The organism is Nocardioides sp. (assembly GCF_035481145.1).
Classification (GTDB): Bacteria; Actinomycetota; Actinomycetes; order Propionibacteriales; family Nocardioidaceae; genus Nocardioides.
In genome coordinates, this window is sequence record NZ_DATIHB010000160.1 from 1 (window position 1) to 22494 (window position 22494).

At 71.3% G+C, this 22494-nt stretch carries 19 protein-coding genes; 9 read left to right on the forward strand and 10 right to left on the reverse strand.

Translation table 11 applies throughout. The features are described 5' to 3' along the window. The 4 genes from VLF38_RS13590 to VLF38_RS13605 all read left to right on the forward strand — a co-directional run. On the forward strand, positions 1-250 hold a 250-nt coding region (locus VLF38_RS13590; protein ID WP_325271779.1), incomplete at its 5' end, for a hypothetical protein. A 117-nt stretch (positions 251-367) separates the two neighbouring features. Continuing rightward, entirely contained in the window at positions 368-1351 is a 984-nt protein-coding gene (trxB, locus tag VLF38_RS13595; protein WP_325271780.1) for a thioredoxin-disulfide reductase, read from the forward strand. Between the two features lie 117 nt (positions 1352-1468). After that, complete coding sequence (gene trxA, locus VLF38_RS13600; protein WP_325271781.1) at positions 1469-1795, forward strand: thioredoxin; 327 nt, start codon at positions 1469-1471, stop codon at positions 1793-1795. A 179-nt stretch (positions 1796-1974) separates the two neighbouring features. Further along, positions 1975-3195, forward strand: a complete 1221-nt coding sequence (locus VLF38_RS13605; protein WP_325271782.1) for a pyridoxal phosphate-dependent aminotransferase — start codon at positions 1975-1977, stop codon at positions 3193-3195. A gap of 161 nt (positions 3196-3356) precedes the next feature. Here the strand turns inward: VLF38_RS13605 and VLF38_RS13610 are convergent, their stop codons facing one another. Then, on the reverse strand, positions 3357-3995 hold the full coding sequence (locus tag VLF38_RS13610) for a GNAT family N-acetyltransferase (RefSeq protein WP_325271783.1): 639 nt from the start codon (positions 3993-3995) through the stop codon (positions 3357-3359). 29 nt (positions 3996-4024) lie between these two features. Between VLF38_RS13610 and VLF38_RS13615 the strand changes: the two genes are divergently transcribed. Together VLF38_RS13615 and VLF38_RS13620 are read left to right on the forward strand one after the other, a co-directional pair. After that, a complete protein-coding gene (locus VLF38_RS13615; protein ID WP_325271784.1) occupies positions 4025-5350 on the forward strand; it encodes a PLP-dependent aminotransferase family protein in 1326 nt (441 codons plus the stop codon). Between the two features lie 73 nt (positions 5351-5423). Beyond that, on the forward strand, positions 5424-6350 hold the full coding sequence (locus VLF38_RS13620) for a D-alanine--D-alanine ligase (protein ID WP_325271797.1): 927 nt from the start codon (positions 5424-5426) through the stop codon (positions 6348-6350). A gap of 3 nt (positions 6351-6353) precedes the next feature. Here the strand turns inward: VLF38_RS13620 and VLF38_RS13625 are convergent, their stop codons facing one another. Both VLF38_RS13625 and VLF38_RS13630 read right to left on the reverse strand, forming a co-directional pair. Further along, positions 6354-7100, reverse strand: coding sequence for a hypothetical protein (locus VLF38_RS13625; protein WP_325271785.1), 747 nt, complete (start codon positions 7098-7100; stop codon positions 6354-6356). Continuing rightward, on the reverse strand, positions 7100-7582 hold the full coding sequence (locus VLF38_RS13630) for a sigma-70 family RNA polymerase sigma factor (protein WP_325271786.1): 483 nt from the start codon (positions 7580-7582) through the stop codon (positions 7100-7102). Before VLF38_RS13630 ends, VLF38_RS13625 begins: the two co-directional genes overlap by 1 nt. A 190-nt stretch (positions 7583-7772) precedes the next feature. Between VLF38_RS13630 and VLF38_RS13635 the strand changes: the two genes are divergently transcribed. Beyond that, entirely contained in the window at positions 7773-8549 is a 777-nt protein-coding gene (locus VLF38_RS13635; protein ID WP_325271787.1) for a lysophospholipid acyltransferase family protein, read from the forward strand. 108 nt (positions 8550-8657) lie between these two features. Here VLF38_RS13635 and fdhD read toward each other — a convergent pair whose 3' ends face one another. The 7 genes from fdhD to VLF38_RS13670 form a co-directional block, all read right to left on the reverse strand. Beyond that, the gene (fdhD, locus tag VLF38_RS13640) at positions 8658-9479 is read right to left on the reverse strand and encodes a formate dehydrogenase accessory sulfurtransferase FdhD (protein WP_325271788.1); all 822 of its coding nucleotides are present in this window, start codon (positions 9477-9479) and stop codon (positions 8658-8660) included. 4 nt (positions 9480-9483) lie between these two features. Further along, positions 9484-11811: an FdhF/YdeP family oxidoreductase gene (locus tag VLF38_RS13645; protein ID WP_325271789.1), complete on the reverse strand. Its 2328-nt coding sequence runs from the start codon at positions 11809-11811 to the stop codon at positions 9484-9486. Beyond that, entirely contained in the window at positions 11808-15203 is a 3396-nt protein-coding gene (locus tag VLF38_RS13650) for a pyruvate carboxylase (RefSeq protein ID WP_325271790.1), read from the reverse strand. Before VLF38_RS13650 ends, VLF38_RS13645 begins: the two co-directional genes overlap by 4 nt. Before the next feature lie 110 nt (positions 15204-15313). Then, a complete protein-coding gene (locus VLF38_RS13655; protein ID WP_325271791.1) occupies positions 15314-16723 on the reverse strand; it encodes a folylpolyglutamate synthase/dihydrofolate synthase family protein in 1410 nt (469 codons plus the stop codon). Continuing rightward, positions 16720-17616, reverse strand: a complete 897-nt coding sequence (locus tag VLF38_RS13660; protein WP_325271792.1) for a methylenetetrahydrofolate reductase — start codon at positions 17614-17616, stop codon at positions 16720-16722. Before VLF38_RS13660 ends, VLF38_RS13655 begins: the two co-directional genes overlap by 4 nt. Beyond that, on the reverse strand, positions 17616-18587 hold the full coding sequence (gene folP, locus VLF38_RS13665) for a dihydropteroate synthase (protein WP_325271793.1): 972 nt from the start codon (positions 18585-18587) through the stop codon (positions 17616-17618). Before folP ends, VLF38_RS13660 begins: the two co-directional genes overlap by 1 nt. Beyond that, complete coding sequence (locus VLF38_RS13670; protein WP_325271794.1) at positions 18587-19471, reverse strand: bifunctional methylenetetrahydrofolate dehydrogenase/methenyltetrahydrofolate cyclohydrolase; 885 nt, start codon at positions 19469-19471, stop codon at positions 18587-18589. The genes folP and VLF38_RS13670 overlap by 1 nt, the downstream gene beginning before the upstream one ends. A gap of 162 nt (positions 19472-19633) precedes the next feature. On the opposite strand from VLF38_RS13670, the gene VLF38_RS13675 reads away from it, so the two are divergent. Further along, complete coding sequence (locus tag VLF38_RS13675) at positions 19634-20446, forward strand: IclR family transcriptional regulator (RefSeq protein WP_325271795.1); 813 nt, start codon at positions 19634-19636, stop codon at positions 20444-20446. A gap of 321 nt (positions 20447-20767) precedes the next feature. Next, positions 20768-22468, forward strand: a complete 1701-nt coding sequence (locus VLF38_RS13680; protein ID WP_325271796.1) for a BCCT family transporter — start codon at positions 20768-20770, stop codon at positions 22466-22468. Positions 22469-22494 lie beyond the last annotated feature (26 nt).

The window sequence follows — 22494 nt, forward strand, 5'->3', positions numbered from 1 at the left end:
CACGAACAGCGAGCGGTCCGCAGCGAAGTCGCTCAGCAGTCCCACGCCGGCGACCGGCGCGACCAGCGACCTCAAGGCACTGGCCCGCCGCTGCTCGCTCCCCGACCTCGACCTGCCGACCGGGGTCGTTCCCACCTACTACCTGGCCCGTCACGAGGGCGAGCAGGCGGTGCTGGTGGTCCTTCCCGGGCCCGAGGTGACGGCGTACCCCTGTGGCAGCGGCGCACCGGAGCGGCTCCCGCTCGACTGACAGTGCGCCGTTCGGCGCCCGCTGCCCGGGCAGGGCACCGGGGCGGAACAACGCGCGCCTAGGATCCGTTGAGCACCACATCGTCAGACGTCCCACCGGCCAGGAGGCCACGCGCTCATGAGCGAAGTCCGCAACGTCATCATCATCGGCTCCGGCCCCGCCGGCTACACGGCCGCGGTCTACGCCGCGCGCGCCAGCCTGAAGCCGCTGGTCTTCGAGGGTGCGGTCAGCGCCGGCGGCGCGCTCATGCAGACCACCGAGGTCGAGAACTACCCCGGCTTCCGCGACGGCATCATGGGCCCGGCCCTGATGGACGAGATGCGCGCCCAGGCTGAGCGCTTCGGTGCCGAGCTGGTCACCGACGACGTCACCGAGGTCGACCTCACCGGCGACATCAAGGTCGTCAAGACGTACGACGGCGAGTTCCGCGCCCGCTCCGTCATCCTCGCGATGGGCTCTGCCCACCGGAAGCTCGGCCTGCCCAACGAGGACGCGCTCTCCGGCCGCGGCGTCTCCTACTGCGCGACCTGCGACGGCTTCTTCTTCCGCGAGCAGGCGATCGCGGTCATCGGTGGCGGCGACTCCGCCGTCGAGGAGGCCACCTTCCTCTCCCGTTTCGCGTCGAAGGTCTATCTGGTCCACCGCCGCGGCGAGCTGCGCGCGTCGAAGGCGATGCAGGAGCGCGCCTTCGCCGACCCGAAGATCGAGATGGTGTGGAACTCCGAGGTCGCTGCGATCAACGGCACCGAGTCGCTCGAGGGCCTCACCCTGCGCGACACCGTGACCGGCGAGACCAGCGAGCTGGCCGTCACCGGCCTCTTCGTCGCGATCGGCCACGACCCCCGCTCCGAGCTGGTCAAGGGCCAGGTCGACCTCGACGCCGAGGGCTACGTCCTGGTGAAGTCGCCGACCACGCACACCAACCTCACCGGTGTCTTCGGCGCCGGAGACCTGGTCGACACGCACTACATGCAGGCGATCACCGCTGCCGGCTCCGGCTGCGCCTCGGCCCTCGACGCCGAGCGCTACATCGCCGCCCTCGACCACGCCGCCTCCACCGCCGGCAGCGCCGAGGCGACGGCGGTCGAAGCCGCCGTCTGACCCTGCGTCAGGCGGGAATGCATCCGGCCGACGTACTGTTCAAAGACCCGTACCAAGCCTCTGGCTGACTACCCCACTGGTCCCACGGAGGGATCACGGCAACCGAAAGGGAACACCGTGGGCAACATCCCCGCAGTCACCGACGCCGCGTTCGACGCCGACGTCCTCAAGTCCGACAAGCCCGTCCTCGTGGACTTCTGGGCCGAGTGGTGCGGCCCGTGCCGCCAGGTCGCGCCGATCCTCGACGAGATCAACGCCGCCCATGGCGAGAAGATCACGTTCCTCAAGATGAACGTCGACGAGAACCCGGTCACCCCCAGCAACTACCGCGTCACCGGCATCCCGACGCTCGCGGTCTTCCAGAACGGCGAGATCGTCAAGACGATCGTCGGCGCCAAGCCGAAGGGCGCGCTCCTCAAGGAGCTCGAGGACTTCATCGGCTGACGAAGTCAGGCCGATGAACATGTGAGCCGAATCGGCTGACCCAGCCACAGCTTCACCGTCGAAACCCGGGTTCTGGTCCGCCGAAACCCGGGTTTCTGCGCGTCCGGACCCGGCTTTCGGCGTACGAAGGGGCCAGCGCAGCCACCAGCCCCACCTCGGCGACCTGCGAGACTGTGCGGGTGCGCCAGATTCGACAGAGCAAGAAGCTGCAGGGTGTCCGCTACGACGTGCGCGGACCGATCCTGGTCGAGGCCCAGCGCCTGGAGGCCGAGGGCCACCGGATCCTCAAGCTCAACATCGGCAACACCGCGCCGTTCGGCTTCGAGGCACCTGAGCAGATCGTGGCGGACATGGTCCACCACCTGCAGAAGGCGGCCGGCTACAGCGACTCCCGGGGCATCTGGTCCGCGCGCACCGCGGTGATGAACTACTACCAGTCGCGAGGCCTGCGCGAGGTGGGTGTCGACGACATCTACATCGGCAACGGCGTCTCCGAGCTGATCTCGATGGTGCTGCAGACCTTCGTCGACGACGGCAACGAAATCCTCGTGCCCGCGCCCGACTACCCGTTGTGGACGGCGGCCGTGACGTTGTCGGGCGGCACCCCGGTGCACTACCTCTGTGACGAGGCCGACGGGTGGAACCCCGACCTCGCCGACATCGAGTCGAAGATCACCGAGAACACCCACGCGCTGGTGATCATCAACCCGAACAATCCGACCGGAGCGGTCTACTCCGAGGAGGTCGTCAAGGGGCTCGTCGACATCGCCCGGCGGCACAACCTCGTGCTGATGGCCGACGAGATCTACGAGAAGATCCTCTTCGACGACGCGCAGCACCACCACGCGGCGACGTACGCCGGGGACGACGTCCTGTGCCTGACGTTCTCAGGACTGTCGAAGGCCTACCGCGTGTGCGGCTACCGCGCCGGCTGGGTGATGGTCTCCGGGCCGAAGGAGATCGCCACCGACTTCCTCGAGGGCCTCACCCTCATCGCCAACATGCGGATGTGCTCCAACGTACCCGCGCAGCACGCCATCCAGGCGGCGCTCGGTGGCTACCAGTCCATCGAGGAGCTCATCGTGCCCGGCGGACGGTTCTACGAGCAGTCGATGCTCGCCGACCGGCTGCTCAACGAGATCCCCGGCGTCTCCAACGTCCGGCCCAAGGGTGCGCTCTACTGCTTCCCGCGGCTCGATCCTGAGGTCTACCCGATCGAGGACGACCAGCAGTTCGTCATCGACCTGCTGCGCGCCAAGAAGCTGCTGATCACCCACGGCACCGGCTTCAACTGGCCGCGGCCCGACCACTTCCGGCTGGTCACCCTGCCCGACGCGAAGGTGCTCGAAGAGGCGATCGAGCGGATCGCGCACTTCCTGGAGCTGCGCCGCCAGGGCTAGGGCGCGTGCCGGACGTCGCGGACCGTCGTACCGGCGGCAACTCAGGTGCGCAGGCACCTGGATCGACCCGCCGACCGTCTACTGAGGGCGACCCAGGCGCACGGGCACCTGAGTTGCCCCTGCAGCACCCGGCGGGCAACGCCGGCACCGCGAGGGCGCGCTCACTCCCGCACGGCCGGCGGGGCGGGCTTCGGCGCCTTGGCAGGACGCACAGCACCGAGGAGCGCGCCGATCGCCTGCTCGACCTCGTCCTTCCAGCGCAGGGTGGAGCGCAGCTCCATCCGCATGCGCGGGTACGCCGGGTGGGCGCGCTGGGTGCGGAAGCCCAGCGCCGTGAGGAACCCGGTCGGCACGACGCAGCCGTGCGGGTGGCGCCGACTGTCACCGAACGCCTCCAGCGCCACGACCTCACGGTCGACCAGGTCCTTCGCGGCAGCCCGCACGAGCAGCCGGCCCAACCCGCCACCGCGGTGCTCCAGGTCGACCCACACCGTCAGCAGCTGGACGGCATCGGGCGTCACCGGAGCGGTCGGGAGGCTCGCGCTCCCCGGAGCGAAGGCGGCGGGTGCGTAGAGGGCATGCGCCACGACCACGTCGTCGTCGAGCAGCACGTGTCCGCACGCGCCCCACTCGCGGAGCACCTCGGAGACCCAGTCGCGCTTCTCCTCCGCGGCCTCCTCGCCCGAGAGCCGCGACCGGCGTACCGGGTCGAGCTGCCAGTAGAGGCAGTCGGCCCCGTGGCCGGACAGCGCGGTGAGGTGGTCGACGGTCAGTCGGACCGGACGACGCGACAAACCCATGGACGCCACCTCCTATCCTTGACCCCATCATGAGCGAGATCTCTCCCGGTGGCACGCGCGGCAGCACACGGCTCGACCACTACGTCGACCGCTACGCCGCACGCACCGAGGGGATGAAGGCCTCCGAGGTCCGGGCGCTCTTCTCCGTCGCGAGCCGTCCCGAGGTCGTCAGCCTCGCCGGCGGCATGCCCAACATCTCCGACCTGCCGCTCGACGTGGTCGGCAAGGGCATCGCCGACCTGATCGCCAGCGACGGGCCGACGGCGATGCAGTACGGCTCTGGACAGGGCACCCCCGAGCTGCGCGAGCAGATCTGCGAGGTGATGCGCCTGGAGGGCATCGAGGCGCACCCCGACGACATCGTCGTGACCGTGGGCTCGCAGCAGGCCGTCGACCTGGTCACCCGGATCTTCTGCGACCCGGGCGACGTCGTGCTCTGCGAGGCCCCGAGCTATCTGGGCGCGCTCGGCGTCTTCCGCGCCTACGAGGCCGACATCGTCCACGTCGAGATGGACGCCGACGGGCTCGTGCCCGCGGCTCTCGAGCAGGCGATCGCGGCGACGAAGGCCGCCGGCCGCACGATCAAGTTCCTCTACACGATCCCCAACTACCACAACCCGGCCGGCATCTCGCTGAGTGCGGAGCGGCGCCCGGAGATCCTGCGGATCTGCCGCGAGGCCGACATCCTGATCCTCGAGGACAACCCCTACGGCCTGCTCGGCTTCGACGGCCGGATCCACCGCGCCCTCCGCGCCGACGAGCCCGAGGGCGTCATCTACCTCGGCTCGTTCTCCAAGACCTTCGCTCCCGGCTTCCGGGTCGGGTGGGCGCTCGCGCCCCACGCCGTACGCGAGAAGCTGGTCCTGGCGCAGGAGTCGGCGACGCTCTGCCCCTCCGCCTTCAGCCAGATGGCCGTCTCGCGCTACCTGGAGAACCACGACTGGCTCGGCCAGGTCGAGGCGTTCCGGGCGATGTACAAGGAGCGGCGCGACGCGATGGTCAGCGCGCTCGAGGACTTCATGCCGGCCGCCTGCCGGTGGAACGTCCCCACCGGCGGCTTCTACGTCTGGCTCACCCTCCCCCCGGGCATCGACGCCAAGGCGATGCTCCCCCGCGCCGTCACCGCGCGCGTGGCCTACGTGCCGGGTACGGCGTTCTTCGCCGACGGCTACGGCTCCAGCTCGATGCGGCTCTCGTTCTGCTACCCGACGCCCGAGCGCATCCGCGAGGGCGTACGCCGCCTGGCCGGCGTGCTCGAGGCGGAGATGGAGCTGCGCGAGACGTTCGGCGCGACCGGCCCGCTCCCGACGATCGCGCGCACCGAGTACGACGCGCCCAGCAACGACCTGTCCTGACCCTGCCTGCCGCGAACTGGAGACGACCGTGACCGAGAATCCCACGCCCGCAGGCCGCGCCGACGGTCGCATCATGGTGCTGGCTGGTGGCCTCTCCCACGAGCGGGACGTGTCGCTGCGCTCGGGCCGCCGCGTCGCCGAGGCGCTGCGCTCGGTCGGCCTCGAGGTCGAGGAGCGCGACGTCGACTCCTCCCTCCTGCCCGCGCTGCTCGCCGACAAGCCGGCCTGCGTCGTCCCGATGCTCCACGGCGAGACCGGCGAGGACGGCGCCATCCGCGAGGTCCTCGACCTCGTCGGCATCCCGTACGTCGGCGCGTCACCCGCCGCGTGCCGCGTCGCGTTCGACAAGCCGGTCGCCAAGATCGTCGCCGCCCGCGCGGGCATCAACACCCCGGAGTCGGTCTGCCTGCCCGCGGAGGCGTTCCGCGAGCTCGGTGCCGGCGCGATCATGGACCTGATCGTCGAGCGCCTCGGCCTGCCGCTGATGGTCAAGCCGACCCGCTCCGGCTCCGCGCTGGGCTGCTCCGTCGTGCGCTCCGCCGAGGAGTTGCCGGCGGCGATGGTGAGCGCCTACGCCTACGGCGCGGTTGCGCTGCTCGAGCGCTTCGTCGAGGGGACCGAGGTGGCCGTGCCGGTCATCGACACCGGTGCCGGGCCCGCTGCGCTGCCCGTCGTCGAGATCCGCCCCGACGGCGGCGTCTACGACTACTCCGCGCGCTACACGGCCGGCAGCACGACCTTCGTGACGCCCGCGTCGCTCTCCGACGAGCTCACCGCGGAGTGCCAGCGGGTCGCCCTGGCCGCCCACGCGGCGTTCGGCCTGCGGGATCTCTCGCGCTCCGACCTGATCGTGGATGCCGAGGGCACCGTCTGGTTCCTCGAAGTCAACGTGGCGCCGGGCTTCACCGAGACCTCGATCGTCCCGCTCGCGGTGCAGGCACAGGGCGGCGACCTCGGCGAGCTCATGGCCGCGGTCATCGCGGCCGCAGCTCAGCGCTGAGCTTCAGCCGGTCCGGCCGAGCACCCGCCCGTCCGCGTCGTACGCCGTGACGCGGGCCGCGGCCGCGGCGTCCTCCGGGAAGGTGCGGTCGGTGATCCACCAGAACGCGGCCCCGTCGCTGACGGCACCCTCGACGTCGGCGCCGTCGATGCGCATGACCACCCGGCTGACCTCGGGCGCGACCTCGGCGACCGCGTGCACCTCGGTGACCGGACCCGCGTCCCCATCACCGGCATAGCCGGAGGAGATGACCGTGACCGCCTGGTCGGGCCCGAGCGGCTGGGCTGCGGTGCCGGAGGACATCCCGGTCACGCGGATCTCCCCGTCGCCGGCGACCCGTGCAGCGCAGGAGCCGTTGCGGTCGGCGTACTGGTAGAAGGCGAGCAGCCGGCCGTCGCGTTCCTCGGCGGCACGCGGCATCACACCGGCCGGGATTCCCGCATCGGAGCGGGCGGTCTTCTCACCCTGGGCGGCGAAGCAGGCGGCGTTGAGCTCGGCGAGCCGGTCGGCGGAGAGGTTGGTGCTCGGCCCCGAGAAGGAGGCCACGGCCGGACCGACCAGCGGGCTCGTGCCGGGCTCCAGCACGACGCTCGCCCCGATGACCCCGAACGCCGCCACGGCAGTCGTGCCGAGCACGACCAGACGGGTACGCCGGCGACGCAGGTGGTCGCCACGGTCGAGGATGTCGTCGAGCGGTCGCGTCATCACTGCGGTGCGACCTGCGTCGCGGATCTCGTGCTCCATGTCCATCAGTGGGTCCCTTCAGGGGTGGTGACCTGTGCCCGCAACGCGGCGAGCGCATGGTGGAGGTGGGCCTTGACGGTGCCCGGCGCGATGCCGAGCTCGGCCGCGACCGTCGCGGTGTCGAGGTCCAGCAGGTAGCGGTGCACGACGACGTCGCGCTGCCGCGCCGGCAGCCGGCGGATCGCGGCGAGGAGATCGACGGCCTCCACCGACGCGCCGGCCGGACCCGCCGCGTCGGGCACCTCGGCGTACGCCTGCTCGCGGTGCCGCTTGCGCCAGGCCGAGATGTTCGCGTTGACCGCGGTGCGCACGACCCACGCCGAGGGCGAACGGCAGCTGCGGACCGTGCGCCAGCGCGACCAGGCACGGGCGAAGGCCTCGGCGACCGCGTCCTCGGCCGCGTCGCGCGACATGCCGGTCGCCATCACCGCCCGGAGGCAGGCGTCCTTGCGCTCGGCGTAGAAGGCCGCGAACTCGTCTCTGCTCACACCGTTGTGACGCCCGGGCTGGCGGATCGGTTTAGGGCGTTGTGCGGCCGCCGGATTGTTCGCAGCGGACAAGAGATCACCGTCCCTTCACGCGATCAGGTCAACCACGGGCGCACGCAGGCTGCGACCATGGCATCATCCGGGGCACTCTGCCTCGATCCCGACCAGCCCCGCCGAGGAGCAGCCCCGCATGGACATCACCTACCCGATCATCATCCGCATGGCGAAGACGTGGTTCCGCGTCGGCGGCTTCAAGATCGACATGCAGGGCACCGAGCACGTCCCCGCCGAGGGCGGCGCGGTCATCGCGTGCAACCACAACTCCTACCTCGACTTCATCGCCAGCGGCTACCCCGGCGAGCGCAACAAGCGCTACACGCGGTTCATGGCGAAGAAGGAGGTGTGGGACAACCCGGTCGGCAAGGTCGCGATGAACTCCTTCCACCACCTCCCGGTCGACCGGTCGAACGGCGCCGAGGCGTTCCAGGTGGCTGTCGACGCCCTCAAGCGCGGCGAGGTCGTCGGCGTCTACCCCGAGGCGACGATCTCGCGCAGTTTCCTGATCAAGGAGATCAAGTCCGGCGCGGTGCGCATGGCGGCCGCCGCCGGCGTGCCGGTCATCCCCGTGGTCCACTTCGGCTTCCACCGGGTCCAGACGAAGGGCCACGCGCGCGACCTCTCCCGCGGCAAGGCCGTGGTCATCCGTGTCGGCGAGCCCTTCTTCCCCACCGGCGATGACGTCGCCGCCGAGACCGCCGAGCTGAAGCGCCGCATGGACGCCCTCCTCGAGGAGTGCGTCAACGCCTACCCGGCCGACCAGATGGAGCCGGGCGCCTGGTGGCTCCCCGCGGCGTACGGCGGCAGCGCGCCGTCGCTCGAGGAGGCCGAGCGCCTCGACGTCGAGGAGAAGCAGAAGCGTGCCGAGCGCAAGGCGGCCAAGGCGGCCGAGAAGGCCGCCAAGGGCTGAGCGCCTGCGCAACGTCATAGGAGTTGGCTGCTCTAGCGACCAGGTCCTATGACGTTGCGACGGGGGGGCGACGGCGCTGCGACGGCGCTGCGACGCCCCGCGTGGCGCTCAGAGCAGGCGGTCGGCTCCGGCGTAGACGTTCATCGAGCTGCCCCGGAGGAAGCCGACCAGCGTCATGCCCGACTCCTCGGCGAGGTCGGCGGCGAGGGACGACGGGGCGGAGACGGCGGCGAGGGCGGGGATGCCGGCCATGACCGCCTTCTGCACGAGCTCGAACGACGCCCGGCCGCTCACCATCAGCACCGTGCCGCGGGCAGGGAGCTGGTCGTTGAGGGCGGCGCCGCCGATCACCTTGTCGACGGCGTTGTGCCGACCGACGTCCTCGCAGAGACCGAGCAGGTCGCCCGCCGCAGTGAAGAGCCCCGCCGCGTGCAGCCCCCCGGTGCGGTCGAAGACCTGCTGGGCCTCACGGAGCCGGTCCGGCAGCGAGAGCAGCAGGTCCGTGGACAGGCGCGAGGGGTCCTCGGCGACCGACCAGCGCGAGCGCGTGCGGACCGCGTCGAGCGACGCCTTGCCGCAGAGACCACAGGACGAGGTCGTGTAGAAGTTCCGCTCCAGCGAGGTCTCCGGCTCGGGCACACCGGGCGCGAGCTGGACGTCGACGACGTTGTAGGTGTTGGTGCCGTCCTCCATCGCGCCGGCGCAGTAGCGCACCGCGGCGACGTCCTCGCGGGCGTGCACGACGCCCTCGCTGACCAGGAACCCGACGGCCAGGTCGAAGTCGTGGCCGGGCGTGCGCATGGTGACCGTGACCGGGCGCCCGTTGACCCGGATCTCCATCGGCTCCTCGCCCGCGAGCGCGTCGGGGGCGTGCGACGTCACGCCGTCACGCACCCGCAGCACCCGGCGGCGTACGGTCACGCGGCCCATGGCCTCAGCCCTCCTGCGCTGCCCGCTCGAAGCGGACCAGCACGCCCTTGGACGTCGGGGTGTTGGAGATCTCCGCGACGCTGTCGAGCGGGACCAGCACGTTGGTCTCCGGGTAGTACGCCGCCGCGGAGCCGCGCGAGGCCGGGTAGGCGACCAGCGTGAACCGAGGCGCCCGGCGCTCGATGCCGTCCTTCCAGATCGAGACGATGTCGACGACGTCGCCGTCGGCGAAGCCGAGCTCGGCGATGTCGTCGGGGTTGACCATCACGATCCGGCGCGCGTTGTGGATGCCGCGGTAGCGGTCGTCCATGGCGTAGGGGATGGTGTTCCACTGGTCGTGCGAGCGCAGTGACTGGAGGATCAGGTGACCCGGCGGGGTCTCCAGCCACTCGAGGTGGTTGCCGGTGAAGGTCGCCTTGCCGGTAGCCGTGCGGTAGATGCCGGAGTTGACCGGGTTGGGCAGCGTGAAGCCCTTCGGCTCCTTGATCCGCTCATTGAACTCCTCGAAGCCGGGCACGACCGCGGCGATGTGGTCGCGGATCAGCCCGTAGTCACGCTCGTACGCCGCCCAGTCGATCACCGGGGCGTCCTCACGGCCGGCGAGGGTCGCGGTGGCGATGCGGCCGATGATCGCGACCTCCGAGAGCAGGTGCGGCGAGGCGGGCGGCAGCTTGCCGCGGGTCGCGTGCACCGCGCTCATCGAGTCCTCGACGGTGACGAACTGCTCGCCGCTCTCCTGCACGTCGCGGTCGCTGCGGCCGAGGGTCGGCAGGATCAGCGCGGTCTCGCCGACCACGGTGTGCGAGCGGTTGAGCTTGGTCGAGATCTGGACGGTCAGGGAGCAGTTGCGCAGCGCCGCCTCGGTGACGTCGCTGTCGGACATGGCGCGGACGAAGTTGCCCGCCACGCCGACGAAGACCTTCGCCGTGCCGTCACGCATCGCCCGCACACCCTCGACCGAGTCGAATCCGTGGTGGCGCGGTGGCTCGAAGCCGAACTCCTTGCCGAGCGCGTCGAGGAACGTGTCGGGCATCCGCTCCCAGATGCCCATCGTGCGGTCGCCCTGCACGTTGGAGTGGCCCCGGACCGGGCAGACGCCGGCGCCGGGCTTGCCGATGTTGCCGCGCAGCATCAGGAAGTTGACGATCTCGCGGATCGTCGGCACGCCGTGCTTGTGCTGGGTCAGGCCCATCGCCCAGCAGACGATGACGGACTTCGCCGCGAGCACCTGCTCCACGAGCCCCTCGATCGCCTCGCGGGTCAGGCCGGTCGCCTCCAGCGCCTGCTCCCAGGTGATGTCGCGGGCCTGCTCGGCGAACTCCTCGAACCCGGTCGCGTACGTCGCGATGTAGCTGCGGTCGAGCACGCCCTCGCCGCCGGCTGCGAGCGAGGCGTCGTCCGCCTCGAGCAGCAGCTTGTTGACCATCTTGAAGAGCGCCAGGTCGCCGCCGGGGCGGATCAGCAGGAAGTCGTCGGCGATCGCGGTGCCCTTGCCGACCACGCCGCGCGGCTTCTGCGGGTTCTTGAACCTGATCAGGCCCGCCTCGGGCAGCGTGTTGACCGCGACCACCCGGCCACCGCGTCCCTTGGTCTCCTCGAGCGCGGAGAGCATGCGCGGGTGGTTGGTGCCGGGATTCTGCCCGACGACCAGGACCAGGTCCGCGTCGTAGATGTCCTCCAGCTGCACCGATCCCTTGCCGATGCCGAGCGTCTCGCCCAGCGCCGAGCCCGACGACTCGTGGCACATGTTGGAGCAGTCCGGCAGGTTGTTGGTGCCGAAGGCGCGGACGAAGGTCTGCAGCAGGAAGGCAGCCTCGTTGTTGAGGCGGCCCGAGACGTAGAACATCGACTCGTCCGGCGAGGCGAGCCCGTTGAGCTCGCGGCCGATGAGGTCGAACGCCTCGGCCCAGGCGATCGGCTCGTAGTGCGTGGCGCCCGGCCGCTTCACCATCGGCTCGGTCAGCCTGCCTTGTTGGTTGAGCCAGTAGTCCGACTTGCCGTCGAGCTCGTCGACCGAGTGCGTGGCGAAGAACTCCCGCGTCACCCGCGCCGAGGTCGCCTCGTCGTTGATGTGCTTCGCGCCGTTCTCGCAGTACTCGTTCTTGTGCGCGTGCTCCGGGTCGGGCCAGGCGCAGCCGGGGCAGTCGATGCCGCCGGGCTGATTGATCGCCAGCAGCGTCAGCGCCGTACGCCGCACGGTAGTCTGGGAGAGCGAGTACTCGATCGCCTTGCGGACGGCGGGCAGCCCCGCGGCGTACGTCTTCGGCGGGGTCACCTCGAGGTGGTCGACCGGGTCGACCAGCGTCTCGGGGTTCTTGTTGTGTCGCTTCACTTCTGCGGTCCCTCCTGCGCGATCACGAGCACCAGGTCGCCACCGTCGACGGGCGAGACACCCGGAAGCGCGACACGTTCGACGGTACCGCTCACCGGGGCGGCGATCGCAGCCTCCATCTTCATCGCCTCGATCGTGGCGACCGGGTCGCCCGCCTTGACGGCGTCTCCGACCGCGACGGTGACGGTGACCGTGCCCTGGAACGGCGCCGCGACGTGGCCGGGGTGGGACCGGTCGGCCTTCTCTGCAGCGGCGGCCACCGAGGCGACGGAGCGGTCGCGGACGACGACGGGGCGGAGCTGGCCGTCGACGGTGCACATCACCGTGCGGTAGCCACGCTCGTCAGGATCACCCACCGCCTGCAGGCCCATGAGCACGCGCTGACCGGGGCCGAGCGGGACCGTGTGCTCGGCGCCCTGGCGCAGGCCGTAGAAGAAGTCGACGGTCGGCAGCACCGACAAGTCGCCGTACGCGCGGACGCTGTCCTCGAACTCCCGTGTGGGTGCGGGGAAGAGGAGGTGGTTGAGGGTCGCGCGGCGGGCGGACGACAGCGCGACCGCGTCCGCTGCAGCGAGCGTGGGGCTGGCTGGCTTGTGGGTGCGCCCCTCGAGCGCCTTGCTGCGGAACGGCTCGGGCCAGCCGCCGGCCGGGGTGCCGAGCTCGCCGGCCAGGAAGCCGACGACCGAGTCGGGCAGGTCGAACTTGCCGGGGTTGGCCTCGAACTCGGCCGGGTCGGCGCCGACCGCGACGAGGTGGAGGGCGAGGTCGCCGACGACCTTGGAGGAGGGGGTGACCTTGACCGGGTTGCCGAGGATGCGGTTGGCCGCGGCGTACATGTCCTCGATCTGCTCGAACTTCTCGCCGAGGCCGAGCGCGACGGCCTGCTGGCGGAGGTTGGAGAGCTGGCCGCCGGGGATCTCGTGGGTGTAGACCCGGCCGGTGGGGGCGGGCAGGCCGGACTCGAACGGCGCGTAGAGGCGACGGGTCGCCTCCCAGTAGGGCTCGAGGCCGCAGACGGCGTCGAGGTCGAGGCCGGTGGTGCGCTCACCGTGCTCCGTGCCCGCGACGAGGGCGGACATCGCCGGCTGCGACGTGGTCCCCGACAGCGCGGCGCTGGCCGCGTCGACGGCGTCGGCGCCGGCGTCGATCGCGGCGAGCAGCGTCGCGAGCTGGCCACCGGCGGTGTCGTGGGTGTGGACGTGGACCGGGAGGTCGAACTCCTGGCGCAGCGCGGTGACCAGCGTGCGCGCGGCGGGGGCGCGGAGCAGGCCTGCCATGTCCTTGATCGCCAGCGAGTGGGCACCGGCGTCGACGATCTTCTCGGCCAGCTTCAGGTAGTAGTCGAGCGTGTAGGTCTGCTCGCGCGGGTCGCTGAGGTTGCCGGTGTAGCAGAGCGCGACCTGCGCGAGCGTCGTGCCCGTGGCACGGACGGCCTCGATCGCGGGGCGCATCTGCTCGACGTCGTTGAGGGCGTCGAAGATCCGGAAGACGTCGATGCCGGTGGCGGCGGCCTCCTGGACGAAGGCGTCGGTCACCTCGGTCGGGTACGGCGTGTAGCCCACCGTGTTGCGGCCGCGGAGCAGCATCTGCAGGCACAGGTTGGGGGCCGCCTCACGCAGGGCAGCGAGGCGCTCCCACGGGTCCTCGGCCAGGAAGCGCAGCGCCACGTCGTACGTCGCGCCGCCCCAGCACTCCAGGGACCAGAGCTGCGGCAGCAGGTGCGCGGTGTGTGCGGCGCCCGTGACCAGGTCCCGGGTGCGGACCCGGGTGGCGAGCAGCGACTGGTGCGCGTCGCGGAACGTGGTGTCGGTGACCGCGACCTCGCGCTGCGCACGCAGGGCCGCGGCGAAGCCCTCGGGGCCGAGCTCGAGCAGCTGCTGCCGCGTGCCCGCCACAGGGGGGACCGTCAGGTCGATCTCGGGCAGCTTGCTGGCCGGCTCGAGGGTGGTGGGGGCCGGACCGTGGGGCTGGTTGACGGTGACGTCGGCGAGGTAGCCGATCAGCTTGGTCCGCTGGTCGCCGCTCGAGCGCGCGTGGAGCAGCTCGGGGTGGTCGGCGATGAACGACGTGGTGACCTGGCCGGCGAGGAACTCCGGCTCCTCGAGGAGGCCCTGCACGAAGGGGATGTTGGTCTGCACGCCGAGGATATGGAACTCCCCCAGCGCGCGACGGGCGCGGCCGACGGCCTCGGTGAAGTCGCGGCCGCGGCAGGTCAGCTTGGCCAGCATCGAGTCGAAGTGGGGCGAGACCTCGGCCCCGGTGTAGACCGTGCCTGCGTCAAGCCGTACGCCGGCGCCACCGGGCGAGCGGTAGGTGGTGATCTTGCCGGTGTCGGGGCGGAAGTCGTTGGCGGGGTCCTCGGTCGTGATCCGGCACTGCAGCGCCGCGCCGCGGAGGGAGACGGTCTCCTGCGACAGGCCGAGCTCGTCCAGCGTCGCACCGGCCGCGATCCGCAGCTGCGACTGGACCAGGTCGACGCCGGTGACCTCCTCGGTCACGGTGTGCTCGACCTGGATGCGTGGGTTCATCTCGATGAAGACGTAGGTGCCCGACGGGTCGAGCAGGAACTCCACGGTGCCGGCGTTGACATAGCCGATCTCGCGGGCGAAGCGCACCGCGTCGGCACACATCCGCTCCCGGATCGCCGGGTCCAGGTTGGGCGCCGGGGCGATCTCGACGACCTTCTGGTGGCGGCGCTGCACCGAGCAGTCGCGCTCGAAGAGATGGATGACGTTGCCGGCGGCGTCGGCCAGGATCTGCACCTCGATGTGGCGCGGGTCCATCACCGCCTGCTCGATGAAGACCGTCGGGTCGCCGAAGGCACCCTCGGCCTCGCGCATGCAGGTCTCGATCGCCTCGCGCAGCTGGGCGCGGTCGTCGACGCGACGCATGCCGCGGCCACCACCACCGGCGACCGCCTTGACGAAGAGCGGCGCCGGGATCTCCTCGGCCGCTGCGACCAGGGCATCGACATCGGTCGACGGCGGCACCGACTGCAGCGTGGGCACCCCCGCGGCCTTCGCTGCAGCGATCGCGGTGGCCTTGTTGCCGGTCAGCGTCAGCACCTCCGCGGGCGGGCCCACGAAGGTGATGCCGGCCTCGGCACAGGCCTCGGCGAGTGCCGGGTTCTCCGAGAGGAAGCCGTAGCCGGGGTAGACCGCGTCGGCGCCGCAGCGCTGGGCGACGTCGACGATCGACTGCGGGTCGAGGTAGGCGCGCACCGGGTGACCGGGCTCGCCGATCTCGTAGGCCTCATCGGAGCGGAGTCGGTGCTCCGACCACCGGTCCTCGTAGGGGAAGACCGCGGCCATGCGCGCGCCCGCCTCACGGCCCGCGCGGAACGCACGGACGGCGATCTCACCACGGTTGGCTACCAGGATCTTCCGGAACATCTTCACTCCTCGAGGTGCAGCGCCGACCGGTCCGAGAGGAGCCGGCGCTCGACGAAAAAGGTGGGGCTGGGCGCCTGCGTGAGACGCCCAGCCCCGGACCGATAGTTGGGTCACCCGGGCAGGGGTTGGACCATCGGTCGATCAGGGGTGGCCACGGTTCGATCAGGGCCGGGTGAGGCCGGGAGGAGCCCTTCGGCGTCGGCCACGGTGGCCACCGAACCGGTGACGACGACCACCGACTCCCGGCCCGCTCCGGGAGCCGCCGACCGCCCGCGGGCCACGGCGAGGGCGCTCTCGACCGTGCGGGCGATGTGCACGCGCTCGGGCGGGAAGACCGTGGCCGCGACGGCAGCCAGGTCGGCCGCGGCCATGCTGCGCGGGCTCGAGTTGGCCGTGCAGACGACCTCGGTGACCGCGGGCTCCAGCTCGCGCAGCAGCCCCTCGACGTCCTTGTCCGCCATCGCCGCGACCACGGCGTACCGCCGGTGGCCGGGGGCGATCTCGTCGAGCCCCTCGACCAGGGCGCGGGCGCCGTGGGGGTTGTGGGCGGCGTCGAGGACGACGGTGGGCCGGCCGCGGCGTACGTCGAGACGGCCCGGCGAGGTGACCCCCGCGAGCGCACGACGTACGGCGTCGAGGTCGAGTGCGCGGCCGACCAGCGCCTCGGCGGCGACCAGCGCACAGGCGGCGTTGTCGGCCTGGTGGCGTCCGCGCAGCGCGAGGTGGACGCCGTCGTAGATGCCGTGGAGCCCGTGGACGGTGACGCGCTGGCCGCCGGCGACCGGGGCGCGGTCCTCGACCGCGAAGTCACGGTCGAGGACGAGCAGGCGGGCACCGACGGCGTCGGCACGCTCCTGGAGCACCTCGAGCACCTCCGGCGACTGGCGGGCGCTCACGACGACCGAGCCCGGCGCGATGATGCCTGCCTTCTCGCGCGCGATGTCGACCGTGGTCGGTCCGAGGTAGTCGGTGTGGTCGAGCGCGATCGGCAGGATCACCGAGACCCCGGCGTCGATGACGTTGGTGGCGTCCCAGCGGCCACCCATGCCGACCTCCACGACGGCGACGTCCACGGCTGCCTCCGCGAAGGCGAGGTAGCCCATCGCGACGGTCATCTCGAAGAAGGAGAGGGGGTGCTCCATGACGGCGTCGACGCACTCGGCCTGGAACTCCGCCTCGCGCCACGCCTCGACGAAGTCACCCTCGCCGATCGGCTGGCCGGCCAGGGCGATCCGCTCACGGATGGTGGTCAGGTGCGGGCTGGTGAGACGACCGGTCCGGTGGCCGCTCGCCGCCAGGACCGCCTCGACCAGCCGCGCCGTGCTGGTCTTGCCGTTGGTGCCGGTGAGGTGGACGCTGCGGTAGCGGCGCTGCGGCTCGCCGAGGAAGTCGAGGAGGAGCCGGATCCGGTCGAGCGAGGGCTCGATCCGGGTCTCGGGCCAGCGCGCCAGGAGCAGCCGCTCGACCTCCGCGAGGTCGGGGCGCACGTCGGGGCGTGCCGCCTGCGCGAGGGCGCTCATGCGTCGCTCCGGGCGGAGGCCCGCGTCGTACGCCGGCGTGCGAGGCCGTCCTGCAGCCGCTCGAGCTGCTCGACGCGCCAGGCCTCGGTCTCGGCCACCTGGTTGAAGGTGAAGAGGTGGAGACCGGCGACGTTGGACGCCGGGAGCCCGAGCGTCTCCGCTGCCCGGCCGAGGAAGCGCAGCGGGTCGTAGCCGCCGGGTGCGGCGATACGGGCGAAGAGGCCGCCGTTCTTGGCGAGGAACTTCGCCGACTCGCCCACGCCGATCTTGGTCGCCATCTTGAGCAGCTTGAGCCGCTCGACGGGCCCGGGGAGCCCGATCAGGATCGGCAGCGTCACGCCGCGCGCACGCACCCGGTCGATCCAGGTGCCCAGGACGTCGGGGTCGAAGGTCAGGTTGCTGACGATCTGGGTGGCGTGGTGCCGCTTGTCCCACATCGCCTGGACGGTGAGGTCGTCGTTGATGCTGGGGTGCGACTCGGGGTAGCCGGTGATGCCGACCTGGTCGAAGGGGTTGCCTGCGACGGCGAGGTCCTCGAGGACCTGGAGCGCACTGCGGTAGCAGCCGGGCTCGGGCTCGGCATCGCCGGAGGGGATGAAGACCTGGCTGACCCCGGCCCGCCGGAGCCGGTCGGTGATCTCGGCGAGATGGGTGTCGCCGTGGATCATCCGCGCTGCCAGGTGGGGCACGACCTCGAAGCCGAGGGCGGCGAGGCGCTCGGTGATGTCGAGGGTGTCCTCCATGCCCTTCACCGGCGACGCCGTCACCGTGACCGTCGCACCCGCCGGCAGGTGGCCGTAGACCTCGTCGACGACCCGGGGCGTCGGCAGGACCTCGTAACGGACCTGCGCGAGCAGCCGCCCCAGCACCCGGTCACGTGCGTGGCTTCGCATCAGCGCCACGTCCTCAGGTCGAGTCCCGCGCGTGCCGCCTGGAGCCGGGCAGCCACGCGGACCGCTGCAGCAGCCGGGGCCACGTCGTGGACACGCACGCCCCAGGCACCGGCCTGGGCGACGTACGCCGCGACCGCCGCCGAGGCGCCGTCGCGGTCGGCAGGGACGGAGAGCCCGGGCGCCTCGTGCGGGACGCACTCACCCAGGAACCGCTTGCGCGACGCCCCGACCAGCAGCGGGAAGCCGAGGCTGCTCAGGCGCGGGTACGCCGCGAGGAGCGCCCAGCTCTGCTCGGCGTCCTTCGCGAACCCGAGGCCGGGGTCGAGCACGATGTTGCCGGGGTCGACCCCGGCCGCAACGGCCGCGTCGACCCGGTCGACGAGCTCGTCGGAGACCTCACGGAGCACGTCGTCGTAGACCGCGCGGCTCTCCATCACGGTGGAGTGGCCGCGCCAGTGCATGAGCACGCACTGGCTGCCGGTGGCGGCGATGACGTCGAGCATGGCGGGGTCGGCCAGGCCGCCCGACACGTCGTTGACGAGCACCGCACCGGCGCCGACGGCCGCCTCGGCGACGCGGGCGCGCATGGTGTCGACGGAGACCGCGATGCCCGCCCCGGCCAGCGCACCGACCACGGGGACGACCCGGCGGAGCTCCTCGTCCTCGTCCACGCGCACCGCGCCCGGCCGCGTGGACTCGCCGCCCACGTCGACCAGGTCGGCGCCGTCGCGGACCAGCGCGAGGCCGCCCTCGACCGCCTTGTCGAGCGCGGCGAACCGGCCGCCGTCGGAGAAGGAGTCAGGCGTGACGTTGAGGATGCCGAGCACCCGGGTGCGGTCGAGGACCGGCAAGGGCACGGCGGGCGCAGCGGGCGCGTCGAGCGGCGCGCCCGCGGGAGCGGCGAGCGACCCGTCGGCGTACGGCCGGGGGTGGGCGACGGCGAGCGTGCGCTCGAGGATCTGGGCGGCCATCAGGCGCCTGCTCCCGCGAGCTCCGGCGAGGCAGCGGCAGCGCGCTCGGCGATCTCCACGATGTTCATCAGGAGCATGGCGCGGGTCATCGGGCCCACACCCCCGGTGGCCGGGCTCATCTTGCCGGCCACCGCGTCGACCTGCGGGTGGACGTCGCCGAGGATGCCCTCGATCGTGCGGGTGACCCCGACGGACAGGACGGTCGCGCCGGCGCTGACCCAGTCGGGCTTGACCAGGTGGGCCACGCCAGCCGCGGCGACGATCACGTCGGAGGCACGGGCGTGGGCGGCGACATCGACGGTCGCCTCGTGGCACAGGGTGACGGTCGCGTGCTCGGTGGGCCGGGTGAGCATGAGGCCGAGCGGACGGCCGACGGTCAGGCCACAGCCGATGATGCAGAACCGCTGGCCGGTGATCTCGACGTCGTGCTCGCGGAGCAGCTCGATGATGCCGCGCGGAGTGCAGGGCAGCGGGCCCGGGATGCCGAGCACGAGCTTGCCGAGGTTCGCCGGGTGCAGGCCGTCGGCGTCCTTCTCGGGGTCGATCAGCTGGAGCACGCGGTGCGTGTCGATGTGCGGCGGGAGCGGCAGCTGGACGATGAACCCGGTGCACGCGTCGTCGTCGTTGAGGGCGCGGACCGCGTCCTCGATCTCGGCCTGGGTCGCCGTCGCCGGGAGCTCGACACGGAGCGAGGCGATTCCGACCTCGGCGCAGTCGCGGTGCTTGCCCGCGACGTACGAGTGGCTGCCGGGGTCGTCTCCGACCAGGACGGTGCCGAGGCCGGGGCGGATGCCCTGCGCGTGGAGCTCCGCGACGCGCGCCGCGAGCTGCTGCTTGATGCCGGCGGCGACCTTGCGTCCGTCGATCCGAGTAGCGGTGGTCACCGGTGGGGCCTTTCCGGAGGGCGGGAACTGATCGATGCGTATCGCACAACGCTGCGCGTAATGCGCAACAGTCTGTGGGCGTGACGCAGGTCATGTCAAGAGGTCCTCGCAATTCACCCAAGCGCCCTTTGCGGGGTCGCTACCGGCGGGTACGGTTGCGCCATGAGCAACGGGGAGCAGGAGAAGGCCACTACGCGCGGAGCACGCGGGGGCGAGGGCGCAGGCGGGGTGCAGTCCGTCGACCGTGCCATCACCGTCCTGGAGATCCTGGCCCGCGAGGGCCACGCCGGCGTGAGCGAGGTGGCCGCCGAGATCGGCGTTCACAAGTCCACCGCCTTCCGGCTGCTCGCCGCCCTCGAGGAGCGCGACCTCGTCGAGCAGAACACCGACCGCGGGAAGTACCAGCTCGCCTTCGGCATCCTGCGCCTGGCCAGCTCCATCCCCACGCGCATCGACCTGGTCCGCCAAGCCCAGCCGTTGCTCGACGAGCTCGCCGCGAAGATCGACGAGACGATCAACATCGCCGTCGTCCGTGACCAGTACGCCGTCAACGTCCAGCAGGCGATGGCGACCGCGACCGTCGTCAGTCAGAACTGGGTCGGCCAACTGACCGCGCTCCACGCGACGGCCAGCGGCAAGATCCTCCTCGCCCACATGCCGGAGGCGCAGCTCGAGGCGATCCTGCAGAAGGCCGGCCTGCCGAAGCTGACCCCCAACACGATCACGGCCCGCAAGACGCTGCTGGCCCAGCTGGCCGAAGTCCGCGAGACCGGCTTCGCGACGGCCCACGAGGAGCTCGAGGCAGGGCTCAACGCCTCCGCCGTCCCGATCCGCGACCACACCGGCGCGGTCATCGCCGCAGTCAGCGCCTCGGGGCCGGCGTTCCGCTTCGACGACGCCGAGATCAAGCGGACTGCCGACGCACTCCGCGACACGGGGGCCCAGATCAGCCACCGCATGGGCTGGCTCGGCTGACGCTGGCCTGATCCGTCGCCGAGGCGGCGCGAACCTGCACTACCTGTGCGCCGAAGCGGCGCGAACCTGCACTACCTGTGCAGGTTCGCGCCGCTTCGGCGTCTCCCGGGTGCAGGTTCGCGCCGCTTCGGCGTACGGGGAAGGCGACGATGAAGGCGGTGTCACACGGGGCTGGGCAGGTGCGTCCGACGTAAAAGTTGTGTTTCGTATCACGATGGGTGTTGCAGATCACACAACTCCGGGCTTATCGTCGATGAACGCCCGGGCAAGCGGAACCCCTGAAGGGACTCTTCAATGTCAACCTCCCCCGAGAATCCGACGGTGTCGGAACGCCTCGAGCGGCTCATGAAACTTCCTGTGGACAAGGTGGTGCTCACGGCCTCGGCCGCATTCGCCGTCGCCTTCGTCCTGTGGGGCGTCATCGACAACAAGGGCCTGGCGAAGGTCACGGACACCGCCCTCGGCTGGGTGATCCAGAGCTTCGGGTGGCTCTTCATTCTCGCCAGCACCGGGTTCGTCGTACTCGCCGCCGTCCTCGCCTTCAGCCGCTACGGACGGATTCGTCTCGGCCAGGACGACGAGCGCCCGGAGTTCCGGACGATCAGCTGGGTCACCATGATGTTCAGCGCCGGCATGGGCATCGGCCTGATGTTCTACGGCGTCGCCGAGCCGCTCTCGCACCTGGCCGCACCGCCGATGGGGATGGCCGAGGCGAACACCCAGGAAGCCGCCCAGCTCGGCATGCAGTACACGTTCTTCCACTGGGCCTTCCACCCGTGGGCGATGTACGCCGTCGTGGGCCTCGCGCTCGCCTACTTCTCCTTCCGCCACGGCAAGGCCAACCTGATCAGCTCCCTCTTCGCGCCGCTCATCGGCAAGCGAGCCGAAGGTCACGCCGGTCGCGCGATCGACACCTTCGCGATCCTCGCGACCCTCTTCGGCTCGGCGACCTCCCTCGGCCTCGGCGCCCTGCAGATCAACTCGGGCCTCAACGAGCTGTACGACGTGCCGATGAGCAAGTCGATGGCGGTCGCGATCATCGCCGCCCTCACCGTCGCCTTCATCATCTCGGCGGTCAGCGGCGTGCACCGCGGCGTGCAGTACCTGTCGAACACCAACATGGTGCTCGCCGTCGCACTGCTCTTCTTCCTCTTCGTCGCCGGCCCGACGGTCTTCATCCTCAGCATGTTCACGGAGTCGACCGGCAGCTACCTGTGGCAGATCGCTCCGATGAGCTTCCGCTCGGGCGCCTTCGGTGGCCAGGACTGGCTCGGCGGCTGGACGATCTTCTACTGGGCCTGGTGGATGTCGTGGACGCCGTTCGTCGGCGCCTTCATCGCCCGCATCTCGCGCGGCCGCACCATCCGTGAGTTCGTCTTCGGCGTGATCCTCGCGCCGAGCCTGGTCACCTTCGTCTGGTTCTCGATCCTCGGTGGCGTCTCGATCAACCTCCAGCTCGGGGGCACCGACCTGGCCGGCGCGCTCGCCCAGGGTCAGGAGACTGCCCTCTTCGCCGTACTGCGCGAGTTCCCGTGGTTCGCGGTGACGGCCTTCGTCGTCGTCGTCCTGGTGGCGTTCTTCTTCATCTCCGGTGCCGACGCGGCGTCGCTGGTGATGGCGACGCTGTCGTGTCGCGGCTGCCAGGAGCCCCGGGTCCTCGTCACGGTCTTCTGGGGCGTCATGACCGGCGCGGTCGCCGCGATCCTGCTCGTCGCCGGCGGCAAGGACGACAGTGCCGGCCTCGCCGCGCTGCAGACGCTCTGCATCCTCGCGGCCTTCCCGTTCATGTTCGTCATGATCGGAGCCGCGGTGGGCCTCGTGAAGGAGCTGCGCAACGAGCCCGACCCGGCGCCGTTCCCGGGGCGTCGCAAGACCGCGGTGGAAGCCGTCGTCGATGCCCGGGTCGAGGCGAAGGTGGAGGCTGCGGTCGACGCGGCCGTCGAGGCGCGCGTCCTCGCCGCCGACGGGGGCGACCCGTTTACGCCGCCCAACGGCATTCCTGCCGTGACGCCGCAGCCCTGACGGCGTAGAACCCCTTCGGCCCCGCC